This window comes from Yunchengibacter salinarum (assembly GCF_037658235.1).
Classification (GTDB): domain Bacteria; phylum Pseudomonadota; class Alphaproteobacteria; order Sphingomonadales; family Kordiimonadaceae; genus Yunchengibacter; species Yunchengibacter salinarum.
Genome location: NZ_JBBJLN010000002.1, coordinates 43,231 through 62,942 on the forward strand (window position 1 = coordinate 43,231; position 19,712 = coordinate 62,942).

Genomic DNA, 19,712 nt, shown 5'->3' on the forward strand with positions numbered 1-19,712 from the left:
TGGTTGGACGATTTCACAGGTCGCCGGGGCGCACCCGGCGGCCTTCTCATTCGGTTTCATGGGGTTTTAGCCGCTCGAATTTGACGGCAACGGCGGGGTGGGCCAGCCGCTGTTCCAGAACCCGCGCCATGGTGGCGCAGGGGTCAGGTGTGCCGGTGGGGTCTATCCCCATAATGGCGAGCCATCCGCAGGCGGTGGCGGGGGATGCCTGGCGCGCCTCATGCAGAAAGCGCGCGGCCATTGGGTGCAGGGTCGTGGGGTGTAGAGTCTGGGCGCTCATGCCACGTCACCCCCGGCCCGGTCAGCCTCCCAGCGTTCCACGTCCGCCGCACGCCAGCGGGTGCAGCCTTCCGTGAGTTTGACGGGGCGGGGAAAATGCCCGGCCTGAACCCAGCGCCATACGGTCGCCCGGTTCACGCCAAAGCGGTCAGCAAGTTGAAGGTCGGATAGGTATTGCATCGCTCAATCTCCATGCGTCTTGAATGTCGATGCATGGAGTTTGGCGGCATTCCCTTGCGCGGTCAGGGTTGCGAATGCGGATTTTTTAATCCGCGTTTAGAACCCTAGCGTTGCGGACGGATATATCTTTGTTTTTCAACAGGAAATGGAATTCTAGTGTGCATCCAGTCGGGTGCACGCTTTCGTTCGGGCCTGCAAACATAGCTTCGCGAATCTCTCGGGCGTTTCCGGTAATGGGCCGCCAGCGCTCTCGATGCAATCTTTCACCATTTGCTCATAGGGGGTAAGGTCGGAATATTCGATGCCTTCGCCTGCCCGGCTCCCGCTGGTTACTTGGGGCTCTACACCGTCGAGCAAAAGGTAAAAAAATATCCGTGTTATGAATTCATTGCGCCGCTCGGCGGTAGTATAGGCGCTGCCTTCCACATCCCCATCGCAAACTGATTGAAACTTGTACAAGCGTTCCGCCGCGCCCCATATTTCTTCGAGGGCGGCCCTCACATCGAAGTCTTGCCCGTAGTTTTTTTCAAAGAAAGCATGTTCCAACTCCCTGAAGTAATCGTCCATTCTCATCAGGTCCACTGTGTGGTCCATGATACTTTTAATTTTTCTCTTTGCGCTGGCGCCCTTGGGACCGATGCTGTCGGGGTTGTTTTTGTCGTTATTTTTGACCAGCGCGCCGTTGTTTGAGTCGCGCTGGAATTGCGCGTAAAAAGCGAATTCGTTGCGGATTCGCTCCCACCTTTCGGGCGAAATCTCGCAGCCCAAACGCTCTTCGGCCTCGGCCCGGTCGAGCGGTACGGGGTTTTCCTCGGACCATTCCGCCTCGGTTGGTTCAAAGTACCTGCTCATATCTATTTTTCCATACTCCCGATGCTGACAACATCCGCCCCGGCCTCGAACGGGTGGGTGCAGAAGGTGGCCCAGTCGCCCATCAGGCGGGCGCGTTGGGCCAGCAGTTCATCCCGCGCATAGGCGGCGCGGGTGGCGTCATTGTTCACATGGGCCAGCGCCAGTTCAGAAATTTCATCGGGGTAGCTGGTGCGGTTGCGTGCCCAGTCCTTGAAGGTGGACCGGAAACCGTGAACGGTGACGGGCCGCCCGGTGGTGGGGTCGGTCCAGCCCTCGCCCCCTGCATCAATGGCGGTCTGGTGCATCCGTTTGACCACGGCGGCCATGGTCATGTCGGTCATCACGCCACCGCGCGGCGCGGGAAACACCAGCGGGTTCCCATCCATCCGGGGCAGGCTTTGCAGCAGGGCCACCGCCGCATCGGACAGCGGCACCCGGTGCGGGCGGCCCGCCTTCATGCGCTCACCGGGGACGGTCCACACACGGGCCTTCAGATCAATTTCAGCCCATTCCGCCTTGCGGGTTTCCCCTGACCGGGCCGCCGTCAGGATGGTGAAGGCAAGCGCCCTGGCGGCCATGCCTTCCCGCTGGTGCAGGGCGTCCATGAAGGCGGGCAGGCGTTGCCATGGCAGGGCGCTATGGTGCCGCGCCTTGGCTATCTTGTTGGGGGCGGGCAGCACTTCTTTCAGATTGCCCCGCCAGCGGGCCGGGTTTTCCCCCTTGCGGTGGCCGGTGACTGTGGCCCAGGTCAGCACCGCTTCCATGCGTTGGCGAATCCGGCTGGCGGTTTCAGTGCGGGTGTGCCAGATCGGTTCCAGCACCTTCAGCACATGGGGCAGGTCCACCGCGTCCACCGATACCCGCCCTATGGCGGGGAAGGCGTGGCGTTCAAGGGTGGTTATCCATTCTTTCCGGTGCTTGGCATTGCGGTATTCGCTTTCCCGTGCCGCGTGGCACTGGCGGGCGGCTTCCTCAAAGGTCAGCCCCGCCGCCTGTTCGGCTATCAGGGCCGCCTGCTTCTTGCGGCGTTCCGTCACCGGGTCCACACCCTGCCAAAGCTGGTCCCGAAACTCCCGCGCCCGCTCACGGGCCTGTGCAAGGGTTACATCAGGGAAGCGGCCCAGCCCGGCATTTTTCCGCCGCCCGCCGATATAGTAGCGCAGCACCCATGACCGGCTGGCCCCGGTTGGCGACACCCGCAAGCCCAGACCGGCCACCCCGCCCACGGCATGAAAGCCCGGCGCGGCTATGCGCCGAACCTCTGCCGCCGTCAGTTCCTTCGCCGCCCTTGGCATTGTTACCGTATCCCTATCAGTATGCCTTCCCAGAAGTCATACCATGCGATAGGGCGCAAAGGGGCGCAACAGGAAAATGGCGGTTTTCCGGTACATAAGAAGGTATATGCGACAGGTAACAACATGAAATCATTGAAGAATTGCGGACGTCCTCTCCGCCACAAAACAGGCGCCCCTTGCGGGCGCCTTTTTTTGTGGGGGAATGGTCAGGTTGAGAAGATGCGGCACGGGCTCAGTGACGCGATAGCGGAGCGACGCGCGGGCCTGCCCCGCCCGCCTTGATCAGGGCTGGCTGTGGCCGTGCAGGTGTGTGGCGGCCCATGTCTCGGTGGCGATGATGTCGTCCCTGAATTCATGGAACAGGGCATTGTCCGCCCGGCTTTGGTCCGGGAGCCGGAAATGGTTGATCCCGTGGGATTTCGCGTGGGTTGCCAGCAGGGGCGCAAGGGCCTGTTCCACATCCGTGTGAGCCGGGTTCAGGCCCAGCGCGCGGCATACATGATCCAGTGTATCCCGCAGGTTTTCCGTCAGACCCCGATGGCTTATTTCCAGCGCCGGGCGGTTGCCCCGGTCGGCATTGCGCTGCGCGAGGGTCTGGAAATCCTGCTCCTGCAAGGCATGGAGAACCGCCAGCATGTGAAGCGGCGCCCGTACCGGCGATGTGCCGGTCATGCGGTTGATGTCCGCAATAAGCGGTTTCCAGCTCGGTTTCATGGACAGGTGCAGGTTCAGAAGTGACAGGGAATAGCCAAGGCGGTCTTTCCCGCCGCGAAGGTTCGCCAGCAGAAAAGCGACCAGATCAATGCGCAGCAGGACAAGGCCGGGCGCCGATGCCACGGGATGCGCGGCGAGATATGGATTCACCCAGTTGGACGGCTTGACCACGCAGGGCTGCTCGCCTTGAGGTGCGCGGCGAAAGAGCGCCAGAATGGCTTCTGTCGCCGGTTGGTCCGCCCGTTGGGCATGGCTTTCCAGAGCCTGAATCAGGATTTGCGGTTCACGGTAACTGGCGGCGCATCCCGCCATTTGCAGGGCGCGCGCCAGAAGGGTGGAGCCGCAAAAGGACTGGTGCAGCAAAAGGCGATCCGGTGCGGGGGTGGCGGCCCGCCAGGCGGCGATCACATCGCTTAAGAGGCGCGCATCGGCAGGGCGGTCGGTGATGATCCGGGTGCGCCCGTCATGAAAGGGGGCCCGCCGGAATGCCGCCAGGTCCAATTCCCTGAAAAGGACACGCCCGGCTGCCTGATCCAGATGTATGGGCATCCAGTGAGGGGGCGGCAGGGTGCCGCCCGTCTTGTGGTGTGTCATCAAGGCTACCGTTTTTTCCGCAGCCAGCCGGTGAAGCTGTAGCGATAGCGGTTGGCATAGGGCGCCACGGCGGAGACGCTGTGGCGTCGCGGTACGGTGAAAACGCTCAGGGCGTTGAAAAGGGGGCTTAACCCCGTGGCCCGTTGTGTCTCTTCGTCGTGGAAACAGAGCATCCCGCCGAAATCGATCCGCCAGTTAGGGGTCAGGGACAGCACATAGGCGGCCACCCTGTTCTTGCCCGCCACATCATCATCATGGGCGGTCAGGAAATCGCCGGGGCCGAAGCGGGTAAGCTGGCAATCGGCAAAGGCGATATCCGGTGCCTTGAGAAGGCGCCGCATGGTGGCCAGGAACCCGCTGGAATTGATCAGTTCGTGAACGGCCCGCAATTCCGGCGGGCAGACATGGGCTGCCAGCGCATCGTCTATGGGGAAGCTGTCGAAATGATAGCCAAAGCCACGGGCCGCCTGCGCGCAGGCGGCATGGTGAAGCTGCTGCCGTGTGGTGGTGTCCAGTGCCCTGCGTTGCTCGGCGGTGACGGTATAATGTGTGCCGTTCTGTTGAAGCGATGTGGTCCAGCCGTCAAAGGCGCGCACCCATTCATAGAGTCGCGCGGCCAAATCTGGCTCCAGCACATTGGTCCAGCGGGTTTTGCCTTCTCGCTCAATGGCGCTGTCCGGCGTCTGGGGGAAGGCATCTTTGCGCCAGCGGGGCTGAAGGGCCGCGATGGTATCTGCCGGCATGGGGCGCCTGTCCTTCAACTGTTCCGGGGCTGTCTTCAAGTGCCTGAACAGGCACCGTTTTATCGTGAGTGGAGAGGGCTATCATGACAGGGAAAAAAAGGTAAACACGGCTTATGGTTTAGGGGTGCTCCGGCGCGCCTGTCCCCCGCTGTGGGGACAGACCGGCCAGCCATCGCCGTGGACGGTGGCGCAGGGAGGGGCCAGCATGACGGCACAAAGCGATGCACTTGGCACGCCTGCAGGGGCGCGGCGGTTCGAGGCGCTGCTGGCGGCGCTCGTTTGCCTGACAGCCGTTAGTGTGGATATGAGCCTGCCCGCGCTGCCCAAGGTGACGGCGGCTTACGGCGTACCCTCGGCGCAGGGGGCGCTGGTGGTGGGCGTGTTCGTGGTGGGCTATGCGCTGGGCCAGTTCATCTGGGGGCCGCTGTCCGACGCGGTGGGCCGCCGTCCGGCCTTTCTGGGCGGCCTGCTGGTGTTCGCCGCGCTGGCCTTTCTGACGCCGCTGTCACCGGATTTCGACACGCTTCTGGCGGTGCGCTTCGTGCATGGCATGACCGGCGGCGTGGGGCCGGTGGTGGGCCGCGCAACCATTCGGGACATTGCCAGCGGTGCGCGCGCCGCATCGCTTCTGGCCAAGGTAACGGCCATTCTGGGCCTGGCGCCGCTTCTGGCGCCACTGGCGGGCAGTGGCATTCTGGCGGCCTTGCCCGACGGGGTGGACTGGCAGGCCACCTTCTGGAGCCTGGGAGTGTTTGCCTGTGGCCTGGCCGTGCTGGTCTGGCGCATCGCGCCGGAAACCGTGCCCGCCCACCGGCGCACAAGGCTGCGCATGAGCACTTTTCTGGCACCCTGGCCCGTGGCACGAAGCATGGCGGGCATGGCCGAGGTGCGCCGCGCCATGCTGCTGGTCGCCCTGCCGTTTGCGGGCTATTACGCCATTCTGACCGGCTCCCCCGCCTTGCTGGTGGATGTTTTCGGGTTTTCCGCCGATCTCTTTGGCCCGCTGTTCGCCTTTGTGGCCGTGTTCTGGTTCCTTGGGGCCACCGCGGCCCGGTTTCTGGTGCGCCATATGGCCGATGGCGTGCTGATGCGGGGCGCGGCGGCGCTGGTGCTGGGTGGTGGCGGGCTTGCCCTGTTCGCAAGTGTGTGGACCGACAGCCCCGCCTTCATCCCCATATGGACCGGTTTCGCCCTGTTCGTGGGGGGCGTGGGGGTGATGCTGCCGCTCGCCACGGCGCGGGCGCTGGCACCCTTTGCCGGGGCTGCCGGCTCCGCCGCGGCGGTGCTGGGGGCCACGCAGATGCTGGCCGGGGCGGGCGCGGCGGCGCTGGTGGCGATGCTGTATCAGGGCAGCCCGGTTTCGGTGGCCCTGATTCTCAGTGCATTGGGGTTGGCCTCGGCGGCATTGCTGCTGCGACGACCCTGACGTTTATCGATACAGCTTTTGAGGGATAAACGTATGGAAAAGCACCCGAAAAGGCCCGTGCTCTCTTGTTCGTGATCGGTTTGTGATCCATAGTTAATTCCAGATTAAGGATTGAATCATGCACGAGCAGAAGTCCTTTCACGCCACCAGCCCGGTCCACAGCGAAAGCCAGTGGAATGATGTCCTGCGTGATGTGTGCGGGCCGTTTGACAGCGACTTCCGCGACCGGGGGCGCGTGCGCGGTCATATCGGCGTCAAGCGGATGGGGCCGGCGGACATCGCCCATATCGCCTGTAATGCCCGGCGCATTACCAAGCGCCGTGCCCATCTGGGGCAGTCGTCCAGCGATTATTATTTTCTGGTTTTCCAGAAGGGCGGGCAGGCGCGGCTGGCCCAGAACGGACTGGAAGCCCATTTGCGGCCCGGCGATCTGACATTGATCGACAGTCGCTATCCGTCCCGGTTTTCTTATGACGAAACGAACGAGCAGCTTTCCCTGCATCTGCCGCTGCCCCTGGTGAGCGACTGGATGGGGACGGATCGTGTGCCCTGCGCCACGCCCATTCGCGGCGATACCGGGCTGGGGGCCATGCTGGCGGGCCATGTGCAGGCGTGCCACCGGCTGGGGGACACCATGAACCCGGCGGAGCAGAAAGTGGCGTTCGACATGGTGTTCCGCCTGTTGGAGGGCGTTGTCTCTGGACGGGATGCGGAAGGTGCCGCTGGCAGGCGCGGCGCGGTGGTGGGTGGCAGGCATCTGGAGCGGATCGCGGCCTATGTGCAGGAGCGCCTGAGCGACCCGGACCTGACGGTGGACCGCATCGCGGCGGAGAACAACATGTCCCGCCGCCAGCTTTATCGCCTGTTCGAGGAAACCGGCATGAGCCCGGCGGGGTGGCTGTGGCAGCAGCGTCTGAACCGGGCGCGGGCCATGCTGTGCGATCCGGCCATGAGCGACCGGTCGCTGACCGTGGTGGCGTTCGATTGCGGCTTTTCCGATGCCGCGCACTTTTCCCGTGCCTTCAAGGCGCGCTTCGGGGCCACGCCCAGCGCTTTTCGACAGGCCCGCCTGACCCGAAGTGCCTGAAGCGGGGTCGCCTGATCCGAAGTGCCGGGGGCGCCATGCCTGCCATACGCGGTGCAAAACGCGTTTTTGGCACGCTTAGCAAAGAAGCTGGCAAACCCAGACAAGCCGCCCCGGCCCGCGCCGCGTAGTGTGACACTGGCATGACAGACCGCGCCCCGGCAGGGGGTCGGCTGCGCGGCATCACTCATCAGGGGAGGGGGACCCATGCGTTGTAGCAATCAACCGTCTGCATCTCGTCGTTTGAAGGGGCGCACGCTTCTGGGCACCGCGCTTTCCGGTGTTCTGACCGGTGGCCTTGGCGGTCTTGCCGGGCTGGGGCTTGTGAGCGAGGCGGCCTCCGCGCAGGTGATGATGGACGAGATCACCGTCACCGCGCGCAAGCGCGAGGAAGGGTCGCAGGATGTGCCGGTCTCGGTAACGGCCCTTTCAGGTTCCGCGATCCGCGATCTGGGCTTCGAGGACAGCACCAGCATCGCCTCTCAGGTGCCCAACTTCAGTTTCGGTACGCCGGTGGGGGAGGGCAACAATCCCGGCTTTTCCCTGCGCGGTGTGGGGCTGAATGATTTCGGCGACGGCAATGAAAGCCCGGTGGCCATGTATGTGGATGGCACCTATCTGGGCACGCTGGCCGGTCAGACCATCCAGATCTTCGACGTGGAACGGGTGGAAGTGCTGCGCGGGCCGCAGGGCACGCTGTATGGCCGGAACGCCACCGCCGGGCTGGTGCACTTCATTTCCCGCAAGCCCACGCCCGAACTGGAAGGCTTCGCCAAGCTGGACGTGGCCGAGTTCGGCGAAGTGCGCTTCGAGGGCGGCATTGGCGGCCCGTTGAGCGATACGGTGCGCGGGCGGGTTTCCGGTGTCTATCAAAAGGACAATGGCTTCGTCACCAACCGGCTGGACCCGGATCAGGATGCCAACAATACGGATTTCTATTCCGTGCGCGGGCAGCTTGAATGGGCCCCCAGCGACACGGCGAATGTGCTGCTGATAGGCCATGCCGGGCAAGTGGACCAGTTCGCGCCCTATTATGACCATGTGGGCATTCTGGACGAAAATTTCGCCCCCTGTTCCAATGAGCGCATCCTCAATGACGAATGCCAGGACGTGACCGGCTACCGCGATGCGGACGGCGACATCTATACCGGGGACTTTGACCGCCAGGGCGTTCTGGAAGTGGATACAGCGGGCGTGTCCGCCACCGTGAATCTCACGCTGGGGGGTGTGGACCTTACCTCCATCACTGCCTGGGAAAGCGTGGAAAAACTGCACGAGGAAGACACCGATGTGGGCCCCAATCCCTATCTGGTGCCCACCTTTGGCGTGGATAGCGACCAGTTCAGCGAGGAATTGCGCCTGTCCGGTTCCACGCCGAAGCTGAACTGGGTGCTGGGGGCCTATTATTATACCGATGAAAAGGATGGCCGCGCCGATCTTCTGGTGAACAATGAACTGGATGACTTCCTGATCGATGTGGGCGCGGCGCCGCCGCCGAGCGTGGTGCCGGTGCTGCTGGACTATCGCGGGCTCTATACCATCGAGACCGAGAGCATCGCCCTGTTCGGCCAGGCGGATTATGCCATCACGCCCGATCTGGAACTGACCCTGGGACTGCGCTACACCGACGAGGAAAAGCGCATGGATTTCGAGAGCACCATCAATGGTGCCACCGGCCCCGGCACGGGCGGGGAGCGGAAGACATCCTTTGACGATGTATCCGGCAAGGTCGGGCTGACCTATAATGTCACGCCGGACAACATGTTGTTCGCCAGCGTGGCGCGGGGCTTCAAGTCCGGCGGTTTCAACGCCACTTTCATCTTCGACGAGGCGGGCTTCACCCCCTATGACAAGGAAACGCTCACCTCTTATGAGGTGGGGTCCAAGAACTCGATGTTCGGCGGACGGCTGCGGTTCAACCTGACCGGTTTTTATTATGATTATGAAGACAGTCAGGCGCTTTTGAACATCAATCTGGAAGGCGGCGGCGCCACCTCCATCCTGACCAATATTCCGCAGGTGGAAGTGTATGGCATGGAGGCCGAAGTGGTGGCCAATCCCTTCGAGGGGTTCGAGACCACGCTCGGCGCGGGCCTGATGGACAGCAAGGTGAAACGGGTTCTGCCGGGCAATGAAGACCTGCTGGGCAGCGAGCTGACCTTCGCCCCCAATGCCACGCTCAATGGCGTGTTCCGCTATTACCAGCCGATGGGGAACGCGGGCGAGTTGAGCTATCAGGTGGACTTCACCTATCAGAGCGAGCAGTTCTTCTCGCTGGATAACGATCCGTTGCTGTCACAGGATGGCTATTCCATCTGGAATGCCAGAATCACCTATGCCGGTGACAATGGGCGCTACAAGGTGTCGGCCTTTGTCAACAATCTGTTCGACAAGGAATACACCACCTTCAAGTTCCCCTTCTTCGAGGACGGGTTCTTTCAGCAGATGATCGGTCATCCGCAGTGGTTTGGCGGCTCGATCGAGTTTAACTTCTAGTCAGTGGCTCTTTGCCAGGGAGACCGACCCATGCCGGATAGCAATGAACCCGTTACCGAAGCCCCCATCAGCCCGGCGGTGCGCGCCTTTCTGGATGCCGGGCAGGGCCTTCTGATCGGGGGTGAATGGCTGGCCGCCGCCGACGGCGCCATGCTGGAAACCCCGAACCCCGCCACCGGGGCCATGCTTGCCCGTGTTCCCCGTGGCGGCGCCGCGGACGTGGACAAAGCGGCCCGTGCCGCCCGCCGCGCCTTCGAGGACGGCGCCTGGCCGGCCCTGATGCCCGCCGAGCGGGAACGGCTGATCCTGAAGCTGGCCGACCTGGTGGAGACCCATGCCGACACGCTGGCGGAACTGGAAAGCCTGGACAATGGCAAGGCCAAGGGGCTCGCCCGCGCCGTCGATGTGGCGGGGGCCGTCAATTATCTGCGCTATATGGCGGGCTTTGCCACCAAGATCGAGGGCAGGTCCATTCAGCCGTCCATCAATGCGATCCCGAACGCGAAATTCCACGCCTATACCACGCCGGAGCCGGTGGGCGTGGTGGGCCAGATCATTCCGTGGAACTTCCCCTTCCTGATGGCGATCTGGAAGCTGGCACCGGCGCTGGCCTGCGGCTGCACCTGCGTTCTGAAACCGGCGGAGGAAACCCCGCTGACCGCGCTCTATCTGGGCAAGCTGGTCGGCGAGGCGGGCTTTCCGCCTGGCGTGGTGAATGTGATCACCGGCCTTGGTACCGAGGCGGGCGCGGCGATCACCGAACACCCGGAGATCGACAAGGTGGCCTTCACCGGCTCCACGGAAGTGGGCAAGATCATCAACCGCACCGCCACGGAGAGCATGAAGCGCGTCAGCCTGGAACTGGGCGGCAAAAGCCCCGTGGTGATCATGGACGATGTGGACCTGAAAACGGCGGTCAAGGGCGCCGCCATGGCGAGTTTCTTCAACCATGGCCAGGTTTGCACCGCCGGATCGCGGCTCTATATCCATGAAAGGATTTATGATGATGTGATCGCCGGACTCGCGGAAGCGGCCAGGGGCATGACGCTTGGCTCCGGTCTGGATCCCAAGGCGGACATGGGGCCGCTGGTGTCCGAGGCGCAGCAGAAGCGGGTTCTCGATTACATCGAAGCCGGGCGCGGTGAGGGCGCGGAAATCGTCGCTGGCGGCAACCGCCCCGACCGCCCCGGCTTTTTCGTGGAGCCCACCGTGTTCGCGGCCTGCAAGGGGACCATGCGCATCGTGCGGGAGGAAATCTTCGGCCCCGTGGTGGCGGCGGAAAGTTTCGCGGATGCGGACGAGGCGGTGGCAAAGGCAAATGACTGCGCCTATGGCCTGGCCGCCAGCGTGTGGACGAACAATCTGAGCAATGCCCACCGCCTTACCAGCCGGATCAAGGCGGGCACGGTCTGGGTGAACTGTCATAATCTGGTGGATGCCAGCCTGCCCTTTGGCGGCATGAAGCAATCCGGTTTCGGGCGCGAGCACGGCGCGGAGGCGATCCGCCTCTACACCGAACTCAAAACCACCCTGATGGCGCTATAGGCGGGGAGAGAGCGATGAAGACAGCCTTCAGACACATGGCACCGGGCCTTGTCGCCTGGGCGGCCCTGTTCATGCCGGGGGCCGCCACGGCCCAGGACCGGCCCGCCCCGCTGCCGGTGGAGGATCTGACGGTGGAGACCATGCCCGAACAGGCGGGTGCCCACCATTTCTGGGTCAATGACGTGTCCTTCACGCGGATGCTGGATGGCCGCGCCTATCTGGTGGACGGTGACACGGGCCGGTTCGAGGGCATGGTGAGCGCCGGCTACGGCCACGGCTTCCTGCTGATCCCGGACTCCGCCGATCGCTTTTACATCCCGGAGACCTATTACAGCCGGGGCACGCGGGGCGAACGGACGGACGTGCTGACCGAATACAGCTTCACCGATCTGGCCCCGGTGGATGAAACCGTGCTGCCGCCGCGTGTTTTCTCCGGCCTGCCCTTTATTGGCAACTACGCCCTGCTGGACGGGGACCGCCACGCGGCCATCTATAATTTCACACCGGGCCAGAGCGTATCCATCGTGGACGTGGCCGCCGGTGAAATGGTGCGGGAAGTGGACATTCCCGGCTGCGCCATGATCTTTCCCAGCGGCCCGAAACGCTTTCACAGCCTGTGCGGCGATGGCGCTTTCATGACCGTCACGCTGAAGGGCGACGACCTGACAGCCGAACTGGAACACCATGATCCCTTCTTCGACCCGGACAGTTCCGCGCGCCTGTTCGAAAAGGCGGTGCGGGTGGATGATACATGGCTGTTTTCCACCTATGACAGCCACATTCATCCCGTGGACATGGCCAGCGGCACGCCGGAGCCCGGTCAGCGCTGGTCCCTTCTGACGGACAGCGAGCGCGACGCGGGCTGGCGCATTGGCGGCATTCAGCCGCTGGCGGTCAGCACGGCGGTGGGGCGGCTTTATGCCCTGATGCACAAGGGCGGGCCGAACACCCACAAGAACCCCGGCACCCATGTGTGGGTCTATGATCTGCACAGCCGGGAAAAGGTGGCGACCATCGCGCTGAGCCCCATGGCCACATCCATGGCGGTGTCGAACGATGCCGACCCGGTGCTGGCCACGGCGCTGTTCGGGATGCCGGAAGTGCATGTCTATGACGCGGTGAGCGGCGACATGGTCCGCAAGATCGAGCATATCGGCGATACCATCAGCTATCTTCAGGCGGCCCGGCCATGAGCGGCGCCCTTGCCAGCGTGGCCGTGGACCCGGCCCTGGTGCTGATCGCGGGGCTGGCGGTGGCGGCGCTGTTCGCCGTCGCGGCCTGGCACAAGGCCAGCGATCCGGTGCGCTTTGAAGGCGTGCTACAGGGCTATGGCGTGGCCTCCGCGCGTGGCCGCTGGCTGCTGGCGCGCCTGCTTCCCGCCGTGGAGGCGCTGGTGCCCGTGCTGCTGGTCTGGCGGCCCGGCCCCGGCTTTGCTTTGGGCGCGGGCCTGTTCGCCCTTTTTGGCGTTGCCATGGCGGCGGCGCTGGTTCAGGGCAGGCGCGATCTGGATTGCGGCTGCGGTGGCCCCATGGCGCGGCAAACCGTTGGCTGGGGGCTGGTGGCGCGCAATGCCATATTGACCGTGATCGCCGGGGCCATGGCGGTTCTGCCGGTGGTGGATCGCGGGCTGACCCCCTGGGATGCGGGGCTGGCCCTGTTGGTTCTCGGCGCGCTCTGGTCCCTGTCGCTGGCGGCGGGCGGCCTTGCGGGCAATGCCGGGCGGCTGAAGCGCCTGCGTGCCCTGGATGTTTGAGGAAGGACACCACCCATGACCATCACCCTGATCCTGTCCAATGTGCTGCTGTGGCTGGCGGTGATCGCGCTTGGCGCGGTCGTGTTCGCTCTGACCCGGCAGATCGGCGTGCTGTATGAACGGGTGGCCCCGGCGGGCGCCCTGATGACGGGCGCCGGGCTGAAAACCGGTGAGCGCGCGCCCGAAATCACCGTGGAGGACATGGACGGCGACACCCGCACGGTGGGCGCCCCGCGCGCCGATGGCCGGTCCACGCTGGTGTTTTTCCTGTCGCCGTCCTGCCCGATCTGCGAAAGCCTGCTGCCGGTGCTGCGCCATATCGAAAAGGAGGAGCGCGGCTGGCTGGACATCCTGATCGCCTCGGACGGGGAGGGCGACCATGCCGGGTTTCGCCGCGCCAAGGGGCTGACGGACCTGCCTTATCTGGTGTCCACCCGGCTGGGGCTGGCCTATCAGGTGTCCAAGCTGCCCTTCGCGGCGCTGATCGATGACAAGGGCGTGCTGACCGCCTTCGGCCTGACCAACAGCCGGGAGCATCTGGAAAGCCTGTTTGAAGCCAAGGCCCGCAATGTGGCGAGCCTTCAGGACTATATGAAAGCGGAAGGCCGCAGCGCCTGAAGCGCGGAGCCTTTCAGACGAGGGAGCGGATATGGCCTGGTTTGATACATGGATGGAAAAAGCGGCCCGCGGCACGGCGCGGGGCCTGTCGCGACGGCACTTTCTCAGCCGGCTGGGCAGCGCGCTGGTGGGTGTGGGCCTGCTGCCGCTTCTGCCGATTTCCCGCCTGGCGCCCGCGGGCGCGGCGGACCCCGGCGGCGGGGCGGAAGGCGACCCGCAATCCTGTGACTATTGGCGCTATTGCGGGGTGGATGGGTTTCTCTGCTCCTGTTGCGGGGGCAGCCAGAACACCTGCCCGCCGGGCACGGAACCGTCGCCCATCACCTGGCTCGGCACCTGCCACAACCCTGCTGACGGGCGCGATTATGTGATCTCCTATAATGACTGCTGCGGCAAAAGCGCCTGTGGCCGCTGCGAATGTTACCGCAGCGAGGGCGACCGCCCGATCTATCGGCCCAGCCTGTCCAACGATATCAACTGGTGCCTGGGCACGGAGTCGGTGGTCTATAACTGCTCCACGGCGGTGGTCGTCGGGGTGGCGGATGACAACGGTTAGGCGCGCTGTGGGGATCGGGCTGCTGGCGGGACTGATGGGCCTGCCCGCCACAGCCCTGCCGCCCGCCATCAATTACAAGCTGGAATGCATGGGTTGCCACCGGCCCGACGGCAGCGGCATGGGCGACAAGGTGCCTTCGCTCCGGGGCGACATGGCGCGCTTTCTGGGCGTGGAAGGGGGCCGCGCCTTTCTGGTGCGGGTGCCCGGCACGGCGCAAAGCCCGCTGAATGACGCGGATACCGCCGACTTGCTGAACTGGATGCTCCGGCGCTTCAGTGCCGAGACCCTGCCCGACGATTTCACCCCCTTCACGGCCACGGAAGTGGGCCGCTACCGCGCCGCGCCACTGACCGAGGTGAAAAAGACCCGCCAAGCCCTGATGGACAAGATCGAGCGGCTTGAAAATAGGGGTCATTAGGTTTGCCGCTCACGCCTGGCCGCTTGCGCGGCCCGGCTTTGTTTCCGCTCACGCAAGCGCGCTGTCGCGCGCGCTCCGCTAGGGCGCCGCACTTGCGGCGGGCCACGCTTGTGGCCTCCGGTGCTGCCGTGAGCAGCACCGGTAGAGGCAACGCTGGTGCGGGTGGGGATGGGTTTGTTTTCCGCTCACGCAAGCGTGCTACGCACGCGCTCCGCTGGGGCGCCGCACTGGCGGCGGGCCACGCTTGTGGCTTCCGGCGCTGCCGTGGGCAGCACCGGTAGAGGCAACGCTGGTGTGGGTGGGGATGGGTTTGTTTTCCGCTCACGCAAGCGCGCTGTCGCGCGCGCTCCGCTAGGGCGCCGCACTTGCGGCGGGCCACGCTTGTGGCCTCCGGCGCTGCCGTGGGCAGCACCGGTAGAGGCAATGTTGGTGCGGTCACGGCTGTCGGATAGGTCGGTGTTTGTGTGGGGCGGTGTGGCCTTGCTTGATCCCATGGGCGTGCTGGTCTACACCACCGGCAAGATGGCTCCGCCCTGCCAGCGGGGCTCCGGCTGACAAAAGGGCGCCGATTGCCCGGAAGGAAAAGACCGCCATGACCGATGCCAAACGGGTGATGATCACCAGTGCGCTGCCTTATATCAACGGGATCAAGCATATCGGCAATCTGGTGGGGTCCATGCTGCCCGCGGATGTGTATGCCCGCTATCTGCGCCAGACCGGGCGGGAGGTGATCTATATCTGCGCCACGGACGAGCACGGCACACCGGCGGAACTGGCGGCGCGGGAAGCGGGGCAGGATGTGGCCGACTATTGCGCCGAGCAGCATCAGGTGCAGAAAGACATCTATGAAGGCTTTCACATCGCCTTTGATCATTTTGGCCGGTCCAGCAACCCGTCCAACCATGATCTGACCCAGCATTTCTGCACCCGGCTGGCGGAAAACGGCCTGATCGAGGAACACAGCATCCGCCAGCTTTATTCCCCCGCGGATGACCGCTATCTGCCCGATCGCTATGTGGAGGGCACCTGCCCCCATTGCGGCTATGAAAAAGCGCGCGGCGATCAGTGCGAAAGCTGCACCCGCGTGCTGGAACCGGCGGACCTGGTGACCCCGCGTTCCGCCATTTCCGGCAGCACCGATCTGGAAGTGCGGGAAACCAAGCACCTGTTCCTGAAGCAGTCCGCCATGGCCGACCGGCTGCGCCAGTGGATCGACAGCCACGGGGACTGGCCGCATCTGGTCACATCCATCGCCTATAAATGGCTGGACGAGGGCATCCGGGACCGGGGCATCACCCGTGATCTGAGCTGGGGCGTGCCGGTGAACCGGCCCGGATTCGAGGGCAAGGTATTCTATGTGTGGTTCGATGCCCCCATCGCCTATATCGCCGCCACCCGCGACTGGGCGGAGCAGGACCCCGCCAGGCGGGACTGGAAAAGCTGGTGGTATGACGCGGACGAAACCGTCCACTATGTGCAGTTCATGGCCAAGGACAACATCCCCTTCCATACCATTTCCTTCCCCGCCACCTGCATGGGCAGCGGCGAGCCGTGGAAGCTGGTGGATCAGCTCAAGGGGTTCAACTGGCTGACCTATTATGGCGGCAAGTTTTCCACCAGTTCCAAGCGCGGCATCTTCACCGATCAGGCGCTTGAGGAATTTCCCGCCGACCAGTGGCGCTACTGGCTGATGGCCAATGCCCCGGAAGGCGGGGACAGTTCCTTCACCTTTGACCGGTTCGCCGATCAGGTGAACAAGGATTTGGCCCATGTGCTGGGCAATTTCGTCAACCGGTCCATGAAGTTCTGCGCCAAGAAATTCGGCGAGCAGGTGCCGGAAGCCGCCGCCTTCGGCGCGGCGGAAGAGGCGCTGGTGCAGGAATTGGAGCCGCTGATCGCCGATTATCGCAAACATATGGACGCCATGGAGTTCCGCAAGGCCATGGCGGCCCTGCGTGCCATCTGGGCGGCGGGCAATGGCTATCTGACCGAGGCCGCGCCCTGGACTACGGTGAAGACGGACGAGGCCGCCGCGAAGACCGCCATCAATGTGGCGCTCAATCTGGCGCGGCTGTTTGCCGTGCTCAGCCACCCGGTGATTCCCGGTGCCAGCGCCACCATCCGCGCCGCGTTCGGGGAAGGGGAGGCCAGCGATACGGGCACGCCGCCGCTGCTGCCGGAAGGTGTCCGCCCGGCCCTGTCCGCCCTGCCGGCGGGCACGCCCTTCACCCCCATTCCGCCTCTGTTCCAGCCTATTGACGGGGACCGCGTGGCCCAGTTGACGGAAAAATACGGCGCCCCGGAGGCGGGCTGACCCCCACAGGGCGGGGGCCGCATTTCCCCCTTGCCCTTTCCGGCCTGTCCTGCCACACAGGAAAAAGACGGTGCCCCCGCATGGGGGCTAAGAGGAAACGCGGTGCGGGGGCTGCCCCAAATCCGCGACTGTGCCCGCAACTGTAAGCGGCAAGCCGGTGTCCATCTGTGCCACTGATCGCATGATCGGGAAGGCGGACCCCCGGCGATGACCCGCAAGTCAGGAAGCCTGCCGTCGCGTCGCCTGAGCCCTGGGGCGGGAATACCCCGTGGGCGCGGACCAACCGTTTTGGCGACAGAAGACAACACTGTTGCCGGAACGGGGAGACGAAATTCCCCCGTAAAGGCTGACTTTATGAACAGGGCGGGCGCCCCGCGTGCCTGCCATTGGGGGATATATGATCAATCGCACCGCGCCTGTGAGCGCACTTCTGTTTGCCGCCGCCCTGCCTGCCGGTGTGGCGGCGGAAGGCCCTGAAACCATCCAGATCACGGCCACCCGCGCACCCCGGCTGATCAGCGAGGTGGCGAGTCCGGTGACCGTCATCACCGGCGAAGACCTTGAAAAAGCCCGGATTTTCCGCGTTGCCGATGCGCTCAAGGGCGTGGCGGGGCTGTCCATTGCCCGCGCGGGCGGCGTGGGCGGCCAGACCCAGCTACGCCTGCGCGGCGGGGAGGCCAACCACACCCTGATTCTGATCGACGGCGTGGAAATGAACGATCCCGCCGCCTCGGACGAGGTGCAGCTTGAGCACCTGACCGTGGCCGAGATCGAGCGTATCGAAGTGGTGCGCGGCCCCATGTCCGCCGCCTGGGGCAGCGAGGCGCTTTCCGGTGTCATTAATATCATCACCAAAAAGGGCGCCGGTGCGCCCAGTCTGTCCGCCAGCACCGAGGGCGGCTCTTTCGGCACCGTGCGCGGCCAGCTTGGCCTTGGCGCGGGCGGCACCCTTGGCGACGGGCGCCGCTGGCACCTGCGCGGCGGGCTGACTGCCAGCGACAGCACCGGCACCAATGTGAGCCGCAGCGGGGCGGAAAATGACGGCTATGACAATCTGACCGCCAATCTGCGGGGCGGGCTGGATCTTTGGGGCGCGGTGACGCTGGACATGAGCGCCCGCCATGTGGATACCCGCAATGAATTCGACCCCGTGGGCGCGGACGGCCTGCCGGTGGACGGGGACCGGGTGTCCAAAACGGAAAAGACCTATCTGAGCGGGCGCCTGACGGGTCGCTTTCTGGCTGACCGGCTGACTGTGAACGCCAAGGCCACTTTTCTGGACAGTGCGCTGGACAATTTCGCGGATGGCGCCCCCAATGGCAGCACCGGGGCCGAGGAACTGAACCTGGCCCTTGAAGGCACGCTGCGGATCAACGGGCGCCACACCCTTCATGCGGGTCTGGAGCGGGAGGAGACCGACTTCACCCAGGCCGGGGCGGCCAGCCCCTTCGGCGATCCGAACCAGCGCCAGAGCCTGAACAATACCGCCTTTTTCGCCGACTGGAGCGGCCGCCCGCTGGACGGGGTGAGCCTGAATGCGGGTCTGCGCCACGACGATAACAGCGCCTTTGAGGACGTGACCACCTTCCGGCTGGGCGCGGCCTGGCGGCTGGCCCACAGCGGTACCCGGTTTTTCGCCAATCTGTCGCGCGGGCAGAAGGCCCCTACCTTCATCGAACGTTTCGGCTTCTTTCCCGACAATTTCATCGGCAACCCGGACCTGGAACCGGAGCGCAATCTGTCCGTGGAAGCGGGGCTGGAGCAGAGCCTGTGGGGCGACCGGCTGAGCCTGACCGTGACCGGCTTTTCCACCCGGCTGAAGAACGAGATCGACGGCTTTGCCTTCGACCCCGGCTCCGGCCTGTTCACGGCACGCAACCGGGACGGCAAGTCCAAACGCGAAGGGGTGGAAGCGCGTCTTGTGGCCCGGTTCAGCGATACGATCACCGGCCAGGCCAATTATGCATTCGTGGCCAGCCGCACGCCCGACGGCAGCCGGGAACAGCGCCGCCCCCGGCACACCGCCCATGGGCAACTGGACTGGCAGGTGACACCCCGCCTGGGTCTGTCCCTGACCGGTGATTATACGGGCACCGCGCTGGACACGCTGTTTCCCGCCTTCCCCGAACCGGCCCGCACCGTGGCGCTGGATGATTATCTGCTGGTGCGTATCGCCGGGCGTTACAGTATAACCGATCGCGTGCGTGTCACGGGCCGGATTGAAAACCTGCTCGATGAACGCTATGAGGATGTGATCGGGTTTCAGGCACCGGGCCTTGCCGCCTATGCCGGTCTGGCCGTGGACTTCTAACCCCGCTGGAGGATGTTATGCAGACGTTTCTGACCCTTTTCGCCTTTGTGGGCCGCCTGATCCCGCATCCATGGAATATTTCCCCGGTGGGGGCCAGTGGCCTTTTCGCCGGTGCCCATCTGCCGCTGTGGCGGGCCTGGCTGGTGCCGGTGCTGCCCATGCTGATGGCCGATCTGCTGCTGGGCTTTTATGACTGGCAGTCCATGGCTTTTGTGTATGCCGGTTTCGCGGCGAGCGTGCTGGTGGGCCGGCTGATGCTGGCCCGCGCGCAAAAGCCGGGCCGGGTGGCCGCCGCCGTGGCGGTGAATGCGGCGCTGTTCTTCCTGCTGTCCAATCTGGGGCCGGTGCTGGCGGGCTTCTATCCGCTGACCGGGGAAGGCATCCTGGCCGCCTATGTGGCGGGCCTGCCCTTCCTGGCCGCCAGCCTGATCGGGGACGGGGCCTATGCGGTGGTGCTGTTCGGCGGCTATGCGCTGGCCCGCGATCGTGGCTGGCTGCTCGCCCGTGCCGTTCAGCGCCGCGGGGTGTAAGCCC

Annotated in this window: 18 protein-coding genes and 1 riboswitch; of the genes, 12 read left to right on the plus strand and 6 right to left on the minus strand. The window is 64.6% G+C overall.

Translation table 11 applies throughout. The features are described from left to right. Positions 1-46: 46 nt before the first annotated feature. From WGH93_RS02405 to WGH93_RS02430, 6 genes are all read right to left on the minus strand, one after another. Positions 47-280, minus strand: coding sequence for a hypothetical protein (locus tag WGH93_RS02405; RefSeq protein ID WP_374763256.1), 234 nt, complete (start codon positions 278-280; stop codon positions 47-49). Next, a complete protein-coding gene (locus tag WGH93_RS02410) occupies positions 277-459 on the minus strand; it encodes a helix-turn-helix transcriptional regulator (RefSeq protein WP_374763257.1) in 183 nt (60 codons plus the stop codon). The genes WGH93_RS02405 and WGH93_RS02410 overlap by 4 nt, the downstream gene beginning before the upstream one ends. Before the next feature lie 153 nt (positions 460-612). Beyond that, positions 613-1,311, minus strand: coding sequence for a hypothetical protein (locus WGH93_RS02415; protein WP_374763258.1), 699 nt, complete (start codon positions 1,309-1,311; stop codon positions 613-615). A gap of 2 nt (positions 1,312-1,313) precedes the next feature. After that, positions 1,314-2,606, minus strand: a complete 1,293-nt coding sequence (locus WGH93_RS02420; RefSeq protein ID WP_374763259.1) for a tyrosine-type recombinase/integrase — start codon at positions 2,604-2,606, stop codon at positions 1,314-1,316. A 282-nt stretch (positions 2,607-2,888) separates the two neighbouring features. Continuing rightward, entirely contained in the window at positions 2,889-3,914 is a 1,026-nt protein-coding gene (locus tag WGH93_RS02425) for a hypothetical protein (RefSeq protein ID WP_374763260.1), read from the minus strand. Positions 3,915-3,919: 5 nt separating this feature from the next. Further along, on the minus strand, positions 3,920-4,657 hold the full coding sequence (locus WGH93_RS02430; RefSeq protein ID WP_374763261.1) for a 2OG-Fe(II) oxygenase: 738 nt from the start codon (positions 4,655-4,657) through the stop codon (positions 3,920-3,922). 205 nt (positions 4,658-4,862) lie between these two features. Between WGH93_RS02430 and WGH93_RS02435 the strand changes: the two genes are divergently transcribed. From WGH93_RS02435 to WGH93_RS02490, 12 genes are all read left to right on the plus strand, one after another. Continuing rightward, a complete protein-coding gene (locus tag WGH93_RS02435) occupies positions 4,863-6,083 on the plus strand; it encodes an MFS transporter (RefSeq protein ID WP_374763262.1) in 1,221 nt (406 codons plus the stop codon). Positions 6,084-6,201: 118 nt separating this feature from the next. Next, positions 6,202-7,170 (plus strand): transcriptional regulator FeaR, encoded by a 969-nt coding sequence (gene feaR / locus WGH93_RS02440; protein ID WP_374763263.1) that lies wholly within the window; start codon positions 6,202-6,204, stop codon positions 7,168-7,170. Positions 7,171-7,374: 204 nt separating this feature from the next. Then, positions 7,375-9,663, plus strand: coding sequence for a TonB-dependent receptor (locus WGH93_RS02445; protein ID WP_374763264.1), 2,289 nt, complete (start codon positions 7,375-7,377; stop codon positions 9,661-9,663). Between the two features lie 30 nt (positions 9,664-9,693). Further along, the gene (locus WGH93_RS02450; RefSeq protein WP_374763265.1) at positions 9,694-11,208 is read left to right on the plus strand and encodes an aldehyde dehydrogenase family protein; all 1,515 of its coding nucleotides are present in this window, start codon (positions 9,694-9,696) and stop codon (positions 11,206-11,208) included. A gap of 14 nt (positions 11,209-11,222) precedes the next feature. Then, positions 11,223-12,401 carry an amine dehydrogenase large subunit gene (locus WGH93_RS02455; RefSeq protein WP_374763266.1) on the plus strand — a complete coding sequence of 393 codons (1,179 nt, stop codon included), beginning with the start codon at positions 11,223-11,225 and terminating at the stop codon, positions 12,399-12,401. After that, the gene (locus tag WGH93_RS02460; RefSeq protein WP_374763267.1) at positions 12,398-12,961 is read left to right on the plus strand and encodes a MauE/DoxX family redox-associated membrane protein; all 564 of its coding nucleotides are present in this window, start codon (positions 12,398-12,400) and stop codon (positions 12,959-12,961) included. Before WGH93_RS02455 ends, WGH93_RS02460 begins: the two co-directional genes overlap by 4 nt. A gap of 15 nt (positions 12,962-12,976) precedes the next feature. After that, a complete protein-coding gene (mauD, locus tag WGH93_RS02465; RefSeq protein ID WP_374763268.1) occupies positions 12,977-13,579 on the plus strand; it encodes a methylamine dehydrogenase accessory protein MauD in 603 nt (200 codons plus the stop codon). Positions 13,580-13,610: 31 nt separating this feature from the next. Next, entirely contained in the window at positions 13,611-14,135 is a 525-nt protein-coding gene (locus WGH93_RS02470; RefSeq protein ID WP_374763269.1) for a methylamine dehydrogenase light chain, read from the plus strand. Further along, a complete protein-coding gene (locus tag WGH93_RS02475) occupies positions 14,122-14,553 on the plus strand; it encodes a c-type cytochrome (protein WP_374763270.1) in 432 nt (143 codons plus the stop codon). The genes WGH93_RS02470 and WGH93_RS02475 overlap by 14 nt, the downstream gene beginning before the upstream one ends. 592 nt (positions 14,554-15,145) lie before the next feature. After that, on the plus strand, positions 15,146-16,867 hold the full coding sequence (gene metG, locus WGH93_RS02480; protein WP_374763271.1) for a methionine--tRNA ligase: 1,722 nt from the start codon (positions 15,146-15,148) through the stop codon (positions 16,865-16,867). Between the two features lie 51 nt (positions 16,868-16,918). Then, positions 16,919-17,117, plus strand: a riboswitch (cobalamin riboswitch). A gap of 147 nt (positions 17,118-17,264) precedes the next feature. After that, entirely contained in the window at positions 17,265-19,178 is a 1,914-nt protein-coding gene (locus WGH93_RS02485) for a TonB-dependent receptor plug domain-containing protein (protein WP_374763272.1), read from the plus strand. Between the two features lie 17 nt (positions 19,179-19,195). Continuing rightward, positions 19,196-19,708, plus strand: coding sequence for a DUF6580 family putative transport protein (locus tag WGH93_RS02490; RefSeq protein ID WP_374763273.1), 513 nt, complete (start codon positions 19,196-19,198; stop codon positions 19,706-19,708). Positions 19,709-19,712 lie beyond the last annotated feature (4 nt).